The organism is Massilia sp. CT11-108, assembly GCF_047302915.1.
GTDB classification, from domain to species: domain Bacteria; phylum Pseudomonadota; class Gammaproteobacteria; order Burkholderiales; family Burkholderiaceae_D; genus Telluria; species Telluria orientalis.
Window position 1 is genome coordinate 1 of the sequence record NZ_JBKYMO010000180.1, and the last position, 10,965, is coordinate 10,965.

Annotated in this window: 13 protein-coding genes and 1 pseudogene; 4 read left to right on the forward strand and 10 right to left on the reverse strand. The window is 67.4% G+C overall.

The genetic code is table 11. The features are described 5' to 3' along the window. Positions 1-90: 90 nt before the first annotated feature. From ACEN88_RS15655 to ACEN88_RS15665, 3 genes are all read right to left on the reverse strand, one after another. Positions 91-765: a beta/gamma crystallin-related protein gene (locus ACEN88_RS15655; protein WP_413340989.1), complete on the reverse strand. Its 675-nt coding sequence runs from the start codon at positions 763-765 to the stop codon at positions 91-93. A gap of 91 nt (positions 766-856) precedes the next feature. Further along, positions 857-1,270: a hypothetical protein gene (locus ACEN88_RS15660; RefSeq protein WP_413340991.1), complete on the reverse strand. Its 414-nt coding sequence runs from the start codon at positions 1,268-1,270 to the stop codon at positions 857-859. 10 nt (positions 1,271-1,280) lie between these two features. Beyond that, the gene (locus tag ACEN88_RS15665) at positions 1,281-1,655 is read right to left on the reverse strand and encodes a MerR family transcriptional regulator (RefSeq protein WP_413340993.1); all 375 of its coding nucleotides are present in this window, start codon (positions 1,653-1,655) and stop codon (positions 1,281-1,283) included. A gap of 82 nt (positions 1,656-1,737) precedes the next feature. Here ACEN88_RS15665 and ACEN88_RS15670 point away from each other — a divergent pair, with 82 nt between their 5' ends. Further along, positions 1,738-2,202, forward strand: a complete 465-nt coding sequence (locus ACEN88_RS15670; protein WP_413340994.1) for a hypothetical protein — start codon at positions 1,738-1,740, stop codon at positions 2,200-2,202. Here ACEN88_RS15670 and ACEN88_RS15675 read toward each other — a convergent pair. Next, complete coding sequence (locus ACEN88_RS15675) at positions 2,127-3,020, reverse strand: LysR family transcriptional regulator ArgP (RefSeq protein ID WP_413340996.1); 894 nt, start codon at positions 3,018-3,020, stop codon at positions 2,127-2,129. The two genes, ACEN88_RS15670 and ACEN88_RS15675, sit on opposite strands and share 76 nt — an antisense overlap. 98 nt (positions 3,021-3,118) lie before the next feature. Here ACEN88_RS15675 and ACEN88_RS15680 point away from each other — a divergent pair, with 98 nt between their 5' ends. Beyond that, positions 3,119-3,736: a LysE/ArgO family amino acid transporter gene (locus ACEN88_RS15680; RefSeq protein ID WP_413340998.1), complete on the forward strand. Its 618-nt coding sequence runs from the start codon at positions 3,119-3,121 to the stop codon at positions 3,734-3,736. Here ACEN88_RS15680 and ACEN88_RS15685 read toward each other — a convergent pair. Then, positions 3,733-4,722, reverse strand: a complete 990-nt coding sequence (locus tag ACEN88_RS15685; RefSeq protein ID WP_413341000.1) for an XdhC family protein — start codon at positions 4,720-4,722, stop codon at positions 3,733-3,735. The two genes, ACEN88_RS15680 and ACEN88_RS15685, sit on opposite strands and share 4 nt — an antisense overlap. A gap of 182 nt (positions 4,723-4,904) precedes the next feature. Between ACEN88_RS15685 and ACEN88_RS15690 the strand changes: the two are divergent. Further along, positions 4,905-5,872, forward strand: a pseudogene (locus tag ACEN88_RS15690) (NAD(P)H-dependent flavin oxidoreductase). Here the strand turns inward: ACEN88_RS15690 and ACEN88_RS15695 are convergent. Continuing rightward, entirely contained in the window at positions 5,857-6,288 is a 432-nt protein-coding gene (locus ACEN88_RS15695; protein ID WP_413341001.1) for a hypothetical protein, read from the reverse strand. The pseudogene ACEN88_RS15690 and the gene ACEN88_RS15695 overlap by 16 nt on opposite strands. 71 nt (positions 6,289-6,359) lie before the next feature. Between ACEN88_RS15695 and ACEN88_RS15700 the strand changes: the two genes are divergently transcribed. Further along, positions 6,360-7,130, forward strand: a complete 771-nt coding sequence (locus ACEN88_RS15700) for a glutaminyl-peptide cyclotransferase (protein WP_413341003.1) — start codon at positions 6,360-6,362, stop codon at positions 7,128-7,130. 3 nt (positions 7,131-7,133) lie between these two features. Here the strand turns inward: ACEN88_RS15700 and ACEN88_RS15705 are convergent, their stop codons facing one another. The 4 genes from ACEN88_RS15705 to ACEN88_RS15720 form a co-directional block, all read right to left on the reverse strand. Further along, complete coding sequence (locus ACEN88_RS15705) at positions 7,134-8,150, reverse strand: zinc-dependent alcohol dehydrogenase family protein (protein ID WP_413341005.1); 1,017 nt, start codon at positions 8,148-8,150, stop codon at positions 7,134-7,136. A 93-nt stretch (positions 8,151-8,243) separates the two neighbouring features. Then, positions 8,244-9,998 carry a DUF885 domain-containing protein gene (locus ACEN88_RS15710; protein WP_413341007.1) on the reverse strand — a complete coding sequence of 585 codons (1,755 nt, stop codon included), beginning with the start codon at positions 9,996-9,998 and terminating at the stop codon, positions 8,244-8,246. Between the two features lie 37 nt (positions 9,999-10,035). Next, positions 10,036-10,500, reverse strand: coding sequence for a DUF2269 family protein (locus tag ACEN88_RS15715; RefSeq protein ID WP_413341011.1), 465 nt, complete (start codon positions 10,498-10,500; stop codon positions 10,036-10,038). Beyond that, positions 10,500-10,965: DoxX-like family protein (locus tag ACEN88_RS15720; RefSeq protein WP_413341009.1), on the reverse strand; the 466-nt coding region annotated here is incomplete at its 5' end. The genes ACEN88_RS15715 and ACEN88_RS15720, both read right to left, overlap by 1 nt.

The following is a 10,965-nucleotide window of genomic DNA, read 5'->3' on the forward strand; positions in this document are numbered from 1 at the left end:
GGGGTTTTTTTTAAAAATAAAATTAACATCCCCGGGGGCCCCCCGCGGTTTTTTTTTAATTAAAAAATTTGGGGCCCGCACCCCGGGTGGTCAGCGCATCCGGCGCATCGACGAGATGCGGTTGTTCATGCGGTCGAGCACGTCGTAGCGGCCCGGCCCCAGCACGACGCATTCGCCACGGAAGTCGGCGTGTTCGCAGAATTCCCAGCGGCCTTCGCGGATGATGAGCGAGGTGGCGCGGTCGTTGAAGCCGACGTCGCTCAGCGCGCGCACGTCCTGCGACAGTTCCACTTGCTGGCCTTCGAAGCGCTGGCCGGCGAACATCACGACGTCGGGACCGCCCCGGTCGCCGCGCCAGCCGCCACGGTCGCCACGGTCGCCGCGGTCGCCGCGGTCGTCACCGCGCGAGCCGCCACGGTCGTCGTCACGGTCGTGATCGCGCCAGCGGCCACGGCCGCCGCGGTCGAGCTGGCGTGCGGACGAGATGGCGTCATTGAAACCCGGAAGCTCGCGGTATTCGCCCGGCCCGAATTCCTGGCAGCGGCCGCCGAAGTTGGCGTGCTCGCACAGCAGCCACGTGCCCGAGCGGATGACGGCGCTCGACGCGCGGTCGTTGAAATTGACATCGCCCAGGCTGGCGGCGTCGCGGTCGATGGTCACGCGTTGGCCGCGGAAATTGCTGTCCGAGAACAGCGTCAGTTCTCCGGCAAAGGCGGCGTGGGTGAAGGTGGCCAGCACGGCGGCGGCGGCAAGCAGGCGTTTCATGATTTCTCCATGGGTGTGCGCCATCCGTCGGCGCCTGTGCTGTTAACGCGGGCGCCGTACGGACGGCTGACAGTTTCCTTGTAACAAAATTTTACGCGATCGGCGGCACGTGGATGGCGTCGATGTGTTCGGCCCGCAGCAGGTCGACGATGTGCCGGCCCAGGTCTTCCAGCGCGGTATCGTTCGACAGGTTGTGCAGGCGCTGCTCCAGGCCGCGCTGTTCGCGGATCGACACCGCCCAGCCGATCGGCCGCCCGTCATAGCCCGCGTCGGCCTTGCACAGGCTGGCGCAGGCGATCGTCAGCCGCAGCTCGTCCGTCGGCGCATAGTCGAAGCACCAGCCCCAGTCTTCCGCGCTCGGATAGCCGGTGACGACGCCCTGGCGGTTCAGCGCCTGCGCCAGCCACAGGGCCAGTTCGAAGCCGTAGACGCCCGGGTTGGCCTGGCAGTCTTCCGGCAAGGTCGGCAGGAATCGGGCGGATGAAAATTCGATACACCAGGCCATCGAGACCTCCTCACGCGGCCGCTTGTTCCTCCAGCACGGGGCAGCCGAACCCCGGCCGCGCCAGTTCGCGCGTCAGATCCGCACGCAGGGCGGACAGGCCGGCGATGCGCGCATCGATGTCTTCGAGCTTGCGCATCAACGCGTCGCGCAGCAGGGGCGCGGCGGCGGCCGGATCGTCCAGCAGCGGCAGGCCGGTCTCGATCTCGGTCAACGTAAAACCGAGCGCCTGGGCGGCGCGCAGGTAGCACAGCCATTGCACGGCTTCGGGCGGATAGTCGCGGTAGCCGTTGGCGAGACGGCGCGACAGCAGCAGCCCGCGTTTCTCGTAGAAGCGCAGGGTGTCCCGGGTAAGGCCGGTGGCGGCAGCGAGTTCTCCGATCTGCATGGAAGTCGATGCAATAAATGGCTTGACCTTGGAGTGTACTCCAGGGGCGATGATGCCGGAACCTTCATCCCGGGAGATTTCCATGCAACTCAGCCGATCCGCTTTTCTCACCGTCGTGCGCGCCAGCGCCGTGTACGACCTGCTGCTCACGGCGCCGTTCGCCACGCCTTGGACGTTCGCCCTCGCGCACACGCAGCTGTCAACTCTCAACCGCAGCCTGGGCGGCGACGCGCTGCCGGACTTCGGCCCGTTCCACGTGCTGTTCGCCTGCCTGATGGGCAGCATCGTGCTCGTGTGGTCCGTGCTGCGCCTGCGCGCCGCCAGCGTCACCCTGGGCCGCTACGATGGCGTGGGCCGATTCCTGTTCTCGACGTGGATGGCGTGGGCGTTGGCGGCCAGCGGTGCGCCCTTGCTGTGGCTGTTCCTCGTGCCGGAATTCTGCTGGGGCGTCGCGCAATGGCTGCCGGTTGCTCAGGGAGACGGCAGCAGCGCCGCCCGCGCGCCTTTTACTAGCGCCGCACCCATGCGTTCCAGCCGCGGCGGCTGAATGCGCCAGGCGTGCCAGTACAGCGCCACGTCGACGAACAGATCCGGCGTCAGGTCGACGAGGGCGCCGCTGGCGAGCATGTCCGCACATTGTTCCAGCGGCAGCAGGCCATAGCCCAGGCCGAGCCGGATCGCCTGCACGTACGGATCGCTGGACGGCACGTAATGAAACGGGTACGCGCCTTCCGGCAGGCCGAAGTGCTGCAGCAGGAACGCGGTCTGCAGGCGGTCGTTGCGGTCGAAGACCATCACCGGCGCCCGCCGCGCGGCCTCTCGCGTGATCCCGCCGGGGAACCAGCGCGCGGCGAAGGCGGGCGCCGCCACCATCCGGTAGCGCATCACGCCGAGCGGACTCACCGTGCAGCCGCGCATCGGCTCCGTTTCGCCGGACACGCAGGCGAGCGCGAGCCCCTGTTCCAGCAGCGCGAACGTGTGTCCCTGGTCGCCCGTGACGAATTCGACGAGCAGCCCTTCCTCGATCAGCACCGGCGCCAGCACGGGCAGCAGCCACGTCGCCAGCGTGTCGTTGTTGACGGCCAGCGCCACGCGCACCGGACCCGGATCGGCCTGCTGCTCGGCGAAGAATTCGTCTTCGAGCAACGCGCGGCGACGCAGGAATTGCAGCAACCGCATGCCGGGCGCCGTCGGCCGGCAGGGACGGGCGCGCACGAGCAACGGCGTGCCCAGGTCGTGTTCCAGCGCGGCGATGCGCTGGGAGATGGCGGACGGCGTCACGTTGAGGAGCGCCGCTGCCTGCTCCAGGCTGCCGCTGTCGACGGCGGCGACGAACGCCTCGCTGCGGCGCGGATCGATGGTCATTGGATTAGCCCAGCTTAATGAACTTTAGAAGTCATTAATATAATTGATGTAGCCGCGCGTACAAGGCATGCTGCTCCGCAATAACAACAGGAGGTAGCATGTTTTCACAACCGATTTTCTGGCAAGGCCTCGGGATGGGCGCGAGCCTGATCATGCCGATCGGCCCCCAGAACGCGCATGTGATCCGCACGGGCGTCGCCGGCCGCCACGTCGTGCTGACGGTGCTCACGTGCGTGCTGATCGACGTCACCCTCATCGCGCTGGGCATGTCCGGCTTCGGCGCGCTGATCGAGCATTCCCCGGCGCTGCTGCTGGCGGCCCGGTGGGGCGGCGCCGCGTTCCTGCTGTGGTACGGACTGCGGTGCCTGAAAAGCTGCTGGCAGGGCGCGGCGGCCCCGCATGCGGGTGAAGGGCAGGCGGCGGCGACGGCTTCGCGCGCGCTGGGCATCGTACTGGCGATGTCGCTGCTGAATCCGCACGTGTACCTGGATACCGTCGTGCTGCTGGGCGCCGTCGGCAGCAGCCTCGCGGCGAATCACCGCGTGTCGTTCGCGGCCGGCGCGATGACGGCATCGCTACTGTGGTTTTCCGCGCTGGGCCTGGGCGCGCGCCGCTGCGCGTTCGTGCTGGCGCGGCCCGCCGTCTGGCGCAGCATCGAAGGGGTTACGGGGACGACGATGCTCGTGCTGGCCGCCTTGCTGCTGCTCGAGAACTAGGCCGCGAGCGCCTTGCCGTGCTCGACCGACATCTGCGCCGGCAGTGCGACACCGTTCTTCACCGCGGTCAGTTCGGCGAGGATGGAGACGGCGATCTCGTACGGCGTCTTGCTGCCGATGTACAGGCCGATGGGACCGTGCAGCTTCGCGATCTGGTCCTCGGTGAGGTCGAATTCGCGCAGGCGCTCGCGCCGCCGCGCATTGTTGGCGCGCGAGCCGATGGCGCCGACGTAGAAGGCGTCCGTCCTGAGCGCCTCCATCAGCGCGAGGTCGTCCAGTTTCGGGTCGTGGGTGAGGGCGATGACGGCGCTGCGGCTGTCCAGCTTCATCTCCAGCACGAGGTCGTCCGGCATCGCGTGCACGACGTCCACGCCCGGCAGGCTCCAGCTGGCGCGGTATTCTTCCCGCGGGTCGCACACGGTCACCTGGTATTCCAGGCCGACGGCGATCTGCGCCAGAAATTGCGACAGCTGGCCGGCGCCGATGATCAGCATGCGCAGGCGCGGACCGTGGATCGTGACGAGCGCCTGGCCGTCCATGCGCAGCTGCTCGTCGACCTTGCCCTGCGCCAGTTCGACCGCGCCCGTCGTCAGGTCCAGCGTGCGCCGGGTCAGCATGCGGCGCTGGGCCAGCGCGAGCAGTTCGTCCATGCGGCTGTGCGCCCCGAGCGGTTCGACGACCAGCTGGATCGTGCCGCCGCAGGGCAGGCCGAAGCGGTGCGCTTCGTCGGCCGAGATGCCGTACGTGATGACTTCGGGCGCGGTACGTACGATGCCCATTTCGCGCACGGCGGCGATCAAATCATCCTCGATGCAGCCGCCCGACACCGAGCCGACGACGACGCCGTCGGCGCGGATCGCCATCGTGGCGCCTTCCGGCCGCGGGCTCGATCCCCACGTCCGGACGACGGTCACGTACTCGCAGCGCCAGCCGGCGCGCAGCCACTGGTCGCAGGCGTGCAGCACTTCGAGGTCGATACTGTCCATTGCCTTCCTTTGTTGCCAATCGGTAATTCTTGAGCCCACAGGGCAGCATGCATCCTAACGCAAAAACACGATCCGCGACGGGTTGCGGCACCCGGCAAGAGTGCAGGGGAAAAAATGGTATAAATCGTTTTCGCGCCGGCGGCGCTATACTCGTCGGACCGCGACCCGTGTTGGAGACCATCATGAAGCCAGACCTGCTGTCCCTGCTGCGCATCGATCTTCCCATCATCCAGGCCCCGATGGCCGGCGTCTCGACGGCGGCGCTGGCGGCGGCCGGTCGTTCAACGTCAACGTGTTCTGCCACCGTCCCGCGCAGGCCGACGCCGCGCGCGAAGCGGCGTGGCTCGACTACCTGTCTCCGCATTTCGCCGCCAGCGGCGCGCAGCCGCCGGCGTCCTTACGCGAAATCTACCAAAGCTTCCTCGACGACGATCCGATGCTGGACGTGCTGCTGGAGACGCGTCCCGCCGTCGTCAGTTTCCACTTCGGCCTGCCGGACGCGCGCCGCATCCAGGCGCTGAAGGACGCGGGCATCGTGCTGCTGGCCAGCGCGACGTCGGTCGATGAAGCGCGCCAGGTGGAGGCGGCCGGCATCGACGCCGTCGTCGCCCAGGGCTACGAGGCGGGCGGCCACCGCGGGCTGTTCGATCCGGAGCGGGGCGATCCCGCCATCGGCACGTTCGCGCTCACGCAAGGGGTGGCGCACGCCGTCCGCATTCCGGTGATCGCGGCCGGCGGCATCATGGACGGGAACGGCATCGCCGCCGCGCTGCGTCTCGGCGCCAGTGCCGCCCAGATGGGCACCGCGTTCATCCTGTGCCCGGAGTCGTCCGCGACATCGCACCACCGCGCGCTGATGCAGGCCGGGGAGGGTGTGATCACGGCCGTGACGGACGTCGTCTCCGGCCGGCCCGCGCGCGGGCTCGTGAACCGGCTGTTCAGCGAGATCGGCGCGCCCGGCCACCCGCCGCTGCCGGATTATCCGATCGCCTACGATGCCGTGAAGGCGCTGAACGCGGCGGCCACGAATGCGGGCAACAACGATTTCACGGTCAACTGGGCAGGGCAGGGGTTTGCGCTCGCACGGGCACTGCCGGCGGGAGAATTGGTGCGCCTGCTCGGCGAGGAACTGGCTCAGGCGTCCGCGTAAGCCGTCTCGATGGCTTCCTTGCGCGGCCTGGACGCGATGTGCACGACCAGCACCGCGTCGAGCGGCAGGGCAGGGTGCGCGGCGCGGTGCTTCGTGAACCAGAACACCTCGTCCACGTCCTCGTCGCCGGCATCGTGCGCGGTCGCGAGCACGTGCTGGTCCTCGGGCGCGTCCTCGTAGTCGACGGCTTCCAGCGCCGCGTCGTCCACGGCTTCGATCCAGGCCTCGGCATCCTTGCCCCAGGCCTGCACATAGCGCGCGCCGGAAGCGACGAGCCAGCGCGCGACGTCCCACAGCCACATTTCCGCGACCTCGTCCTCGGCCAGCACGATGGCGAGGAAGGGCGGGCGCGCGCCCAGGTCGGGCAGGTCGGCGTCGGGCGGCAGGTGCAGATATGTAAGAGTCTTTCGTTGCATGGCGCTAGCTTACCATCCTGCGTTACTATCTTGCTCGCGCCGGGACGTTCCGGCCCGATCCGTGGAGTCCCATGAAAATCCTTGCTTCCCTCGCGCTCGCCGCCGCTTCAGTCACGTCCGCCCACGCCGCCATTCCCGTGTACGGTTTCTTCGTCAAGAATACCTATCCGCACGACCAGCAAGCCTTCACGCAGGGCCTGTTCTTCAGGGACGGCCAGCTGTACGAATCCACGGGCCAGAAGGGACACTCGTCGCTGCGCAAGGTCGACCTGAAAACCGGCAAGGTGCTGCAGAAGAAGGACCTGGCGGATGAATACTTCGGCGAAGGCTCCACGGCCGTCGGCGACACCATCGTCGGCCTGACGTGGCAGTCGAACGTGGGCTTCCTGTTCGACGCGAAGACGTTCGCGCTGAAGGGCCGCTTCAACTACAAGGGCGAGGGCTGGGGCCTGGCCAGCGACGCGAAGCACGTCTACATGAGCGACGGCACCAGCGAGATCCGCATCCTCGACCCGAAGACGCTGGACGAGCAGCGCCGCATCCGCGTGACGGCCGAGGGCAAGCCGATCACCCAGCTCAACGAACTCGAAATCGTCGACGGCCAGATCTTCGCCAACGTGTGGGGGACCGATGTCATCGCCCGCATCGATCCGGAGACCGGCAACGTCGTCGGCTGGATCGACTGCACGGGCCTGCTGCCGCCGGACCAGCGCGGGACGACGAATCCGGACGCGGTCCTGAACGGCATCGCGTACGAGCCGAAGCAGCACCGCCTGTATGTGACGGGCAAGCTGTGGCCGAAGCTGTTCGAGATCGAGCTGGTGCCGATCAAACGTCCCTGACCGTCACGTCACCGCGATCACGACCTTGCCGAAGTGCGAGCCGGATTCCATGTGCCGGTACGCCTCGCGCGCCTGGTCGAACGTGAACACGCGGTCGACGACGGGCTGCAGCCCGGTCGCCTCGGCGAAGCGCACGACCTTTTCCAGCATCGCGCGGCTGCCGACGTAGACGCCCACGAGCCGCTTGGCGGTCGCCAGCAGGGTGGCCGGATTGACTTCGCCGCCGAAGCCGCTGACGCCGCCGATGATGGCGATGCTGCCGCCCATCGCGGTGGACGCGATCGAGCGGTTCACGGTGCCCTGGCCGCCCACTTCCAGCACCACCTGTGCGCCCGCGCCGTCCGTCGCGCACAGCACCTCTTCCTGCCATTCCGGCGTCGTGCGGTAGTTGATGACGTGGCGCGCGCCGAGCTCCTTCGCCCGCTGCAGCTTGGTGTCGCTGGACGACGTGATGATCGCGTTCAGCCCGGCCGCCCGGGCCAGCTGCAGGCCGAGGATGCTGACGCCGCCTGTCCCCAGCAGCAGTACGGTGTCGCCCGGGCGGACCGCGTTGCTGGATTCGAAGATGGCATTCCACGCCGTCACGCCCGCGCAGGGCAGGGTGGCCGCGTCGACGAAGCTCATCCCGTCCGGGATTTTCACCAGCGCGTCCTCGTCCAGCACCACTTCCTCCGCGAGCATGCCGTCGATGTCGCCGCCGAGCGCGTGACGGACTTTCTCGGGGCTCGTCAGGCCGTCATGCCAGTGTGGGAAGAACGACGCGGTGACGCGGTCGCCGGGCTGCACGCGCGTGACGCCGGGACCGGTGGCGACGACTTCGCCGGCGCCGTCCGAGCAGGGGATGATGGGGTCGTCGACGGTGACGAGGTAGTTGCCGCTGGCGACCATCAGGTCGCGGTAGTTCAGCGAGACGGCGTGCACGCGGATGCGCACTTCGCCATTGCCCAGTTCACGGTGAGGAAAATCCACGCATTGCAGCCCGTCGATGCCATCGCCGGGTAAGATCTGGTAAGCCCGCATCGCTGTCCTCCATCGGTTGGTCGGCCGCCCCCACTGGGCGGGACGATATTGTCGCCGCAAGATTGACGTGCGTGGCGCACGCTTATTTGGCGCTTATCTGGCCGCCGCCTTGCCCCGCTGGCTCGGGATGAACTCTTCCAGCACCGCCTGTTTCATCAGCGCCGGCGGCAGGATGCCCTGGGCGATGATGAAGTCATTGAAGGCCTTCAGGCTGAAGCGGTCGCCCAGCGCGATCTCGGCCTGCGTCTTCAGCGCGCGCAGTTTCACGTAGCCGTAGTAGTACGCGGTGGCCTGGCCCGGCATGCGGTACGAATAGCGGTCGACTTCCGACTGCGCGAACGGTTCGGACAGCACGACTTCGCGCATCAGGAACTGCTTCGCCTGTTCCGGCGTCATGCGGCCCAGGTTGATCTGCGGGTCGAGCAGGGCGCGCGCCATGCGCAGCAAACGGGCCTGCAGCGAGACGAGCTGGCCTTCCGGCGGCATGTACGGCAGGATCATCGCTTCCGAATACAGGCCCCAGCCTTCGACGTTCGTACTGTTGAAGGCGAAGCGGGCGCGCGCCACCGACATCCCTTGCTCCACCATCGACGCGAACTGCAGCTCGTGGCCCGGGCGCGCTTCGTGTGCCGTCAGCGTCCAGGCCATCGCGGTAAAGTCGAAGTCGTTCATCTTCTCCTTCGACTTCGCGTTCGGGTTCGCCAGCGGGATCACGAACTCGCCATACTCTCCCGTGTTGCCGATCATGCGCGGTGGGCTCATGAACGGCGCCGGCGAGCGGGCCGCCTCGGCGGGCGTCGCGGTGCGGATGTTCGCCTCGCGCGACGGCAGGGTCACGAGATCGTGGGCGCGCACCATGCCTTCGATATCTTTTAAACGCTCGCGGTAGTACGGCATCAGCTGGTCGGGGGCGATCGAGGATTTTTTGAGCTCGCGGATCACGTCACGGTAGTCGGACGACGGCAGCTGGTTGCGCGCGGCGATGATGCCCGCCACGACCTGCATCTCGTCGCGCACTTCCTGGAAGTCGAAGCCGGCGCGCTCGATCATCTGCTCCGGCGCGATGTCGACGCCGACGTTGGCGAGGCGGTTCACGTAGATCGCTTCCGGCAGGCGCACTTCCTTGCGCGTGCGCGGCATCAGGCGATTGCGCACCCAGTCGTCGTAGTCCTTCACCTGGGCCTTCAGCGCCGCGAAGTCGCTTTCCCAGCCGGTGATGTTCGCTTTCTTGAACAACTCCTCGATGCCGTCCATGTAGGTCGCGTTGTTGTTCAGGCCTTCCTCGACCTCGCCCACGTACGGGCCGATCAGCGTCTTGCTGGCAAGGCGTTCCTCGCCGCGGGCGCGCGCCAGCGTGGCGATCGGCGCGTAGCCGGCTTCCTTGCCGGCGTAGCGCTTCAGGCGTACCAGCGCGAGCTTCTGGCGTTCCGGCTTGTTGCGCGGGTCGAGCAGGGCGCGCAGGCCGCCGTACACGACTTCGCCCACGTTGACGTACTCGAGCAGGTATTTGTGCTCCAGCTTCATCGTCGCGATCTTCTTCTCGCGCGAGTCGATCAGGATGTCGAGGTCCTGGCGCACCTTCACGTCGTTTTCCTGTGCGCGCTGGCGGCGCAGTTCCGCGAGGCGTTTTTCGGTGTCGGCCAGTTCGCGCTCGTACACGCGCGGTTTCAGGTCGGCGACCTGGGTGTCGTAGTTTTCGTCGCCCAGTTCCGTGGATTCCTCGGGCACGTATTTACCGGTGTCCTGCAGGACCGGCTGGGTGTAGGCGTCGCTGCGCGCGACCCATGCGGGTGCTGCTGCGCAAGCGGCGCCGGATGCAAACAGGAGGGCGAGGCCGAGACGGATCATGATGCTGCCTTGTCGTGGTAAAGCCGGCATTCTAGAGCTAGATCGGCTTCGCCACCATGAACCAGAAGATGAAGACGAACGCGATGAACGCCGGCACGCCGAGCGCCACCCACGTGCGGAAGTATTTCCAGTACAGGGCGGGAAGCGGCGTGCCGTCGCGCGCGGCGTCCGCCGCCATGTCGCGCAGGCGCATCTGCAGCCACACGACGGGCAGCCAGCAGGCGCCCGCCAGCACGTACAGCATCAGCGACCACATGATCCAGCGGCTGCTCATCGGATAGCCGGCCAGGTGCACCATGGTGAACCCCGTGGCCGGCTGGACGACGGCCGTCGTGGCCGTGAACAGCCAGTCCGCGATCACGACGTATTTGCTGACGACGGCGATCGCGCGCACGTCGCGGCTCACGTTCGCGAACAGCATGTACCAGGCCGACCCGATGCCCGTGCCGAACAGGAAGGTCGACGACAGGATGTGCAGCCATTTCACGACGACGTAGTCCATCATGTGTCCTCTCTCTCGAGTTCGTAGAGCAGCCAGATCGCGGCCAGCATCGGCAGGTTCTTCGTCAGCGGGCCGTAGGGGTGGATCAGGAATTCCGGCAGCCGGACCGCGATCACGACCGAATAAAAGCCGATCAGCGCCAGTTGCATGAGCCACAGCCAGCGGCGCCGGCGCAAGAACAGCGTGCCGGCGCCCAGCAGCACGTCGAACACGGACGCGCCGTACAGCATCAGCGGGCGCAGGGCCTCGGGGATGCCGGCGCGCGCCAGCAACTCGTAGCTGGCGGCGGCCGGGTAGATGAACGCCGAGACGATGGCGGTGGCGATCCAGACGATGGCGATGGCCAGCCGCAGCACGGGCAGCAGCCAGTCCAGCTTCGCGCGCGCGCGCTCGGCGCCGGGATCGACGACGAACGACGCGATGTCGCGCGGCGGGCGTCCCAGCAGGCGCAGCGTGGGGGCGGGG

Excerpts from the sequence above, each read along its gene's own strand:
- ACEN88_RS15655 (WP_413340989.1), bottom strand. The coding sequence starts at position 765 with ATGAAACGCCTGCTTGCCGCCGCCGCCGTGCTGGCCACCTTCACCCAC.
- ACEN88_RS15660 (WP_413340991.1), bottom strand. The coding sequence starts at position 1,270 with ATGGCCTGGTGTATCGAATTTTCATCCGCCCGATTCCTGCCGACCTTG.
- ACEN88_RS15665 (WP_413340993.1), bottom strand. The coding sequence starts at position 1,655 with ATGCAGATCGGAGAACTCGCTGCCGCCACCGGCCTTACCCGGGACACC.
- ACEN88_RS15670 (WP_413340994.1), top strand. The coding sequence starts at position 1,738 with ATGCAACTCAGCCGATCCGCTTTTCTCACCGTCGTGCGCGCCAGCGCC.
- ACEN88_RS15675 (WP_413340996.1), bottom strand. The coding sequence starts at position 3,020 with ATGACCATCGATCCGCGCCGCAGCGAGGCGTTCGTCGCCGCCGTCGAC.
- ACEN88_RS15680 (WP_413340998.1), top strand. The coding sequence starts at position 3,119 with ATGTTTTCACAACCGATTTTCTGGCAAGGCCTCGGGATGGGCGCGAGC.
- ACEN88_RS15685 (WP_413341000.1), bottom strand. The coding sequence starts at position 4,722 with ATGGACAGTATCGACCTCGAAGTGCTGCACGCCTGCGACCAGTGGCTG.
- ACEN88_RS15695 (WP_413341001.1), bottom strand. The coding sequence starts at position 6,288 with ATGCAACGAAAGACTCTTACATATCTGCACCTGCCGCCCGACGCCGAC.
- ACEN88_RS15700 (WP_413341003.1), top strand. The coding sequence starts at position 6,360 with ATGAAAATCCTTGCTTCCCTCGCGCTCGCCGCCGCTTCAGTCACGTCC.
- ACEN88_RS15705 (WP_413341005.1), bottom strand. The coding sequence starts at position 8,150 with ATGCGGGCTTACCAGATCTTACCCGGCGATGGCATCGACGGGCTGCAA.
- ACEN88_RS15710 (WP_413341007.1), bottom strand. The coding sequence starts at position 9,998 with ATGATCCGTCTCGGCCTCGCCCTCCTGTTTGCATCCGGCGCCGCTTGC.
- ACEN88_RS15715 (WP_413341011.1), bottom strand. The coding sequence starts at position 10,500 with ATGGACTACGTCGTCGTGAAATGGCTGCACATCCTGTCGTCGACCTTC.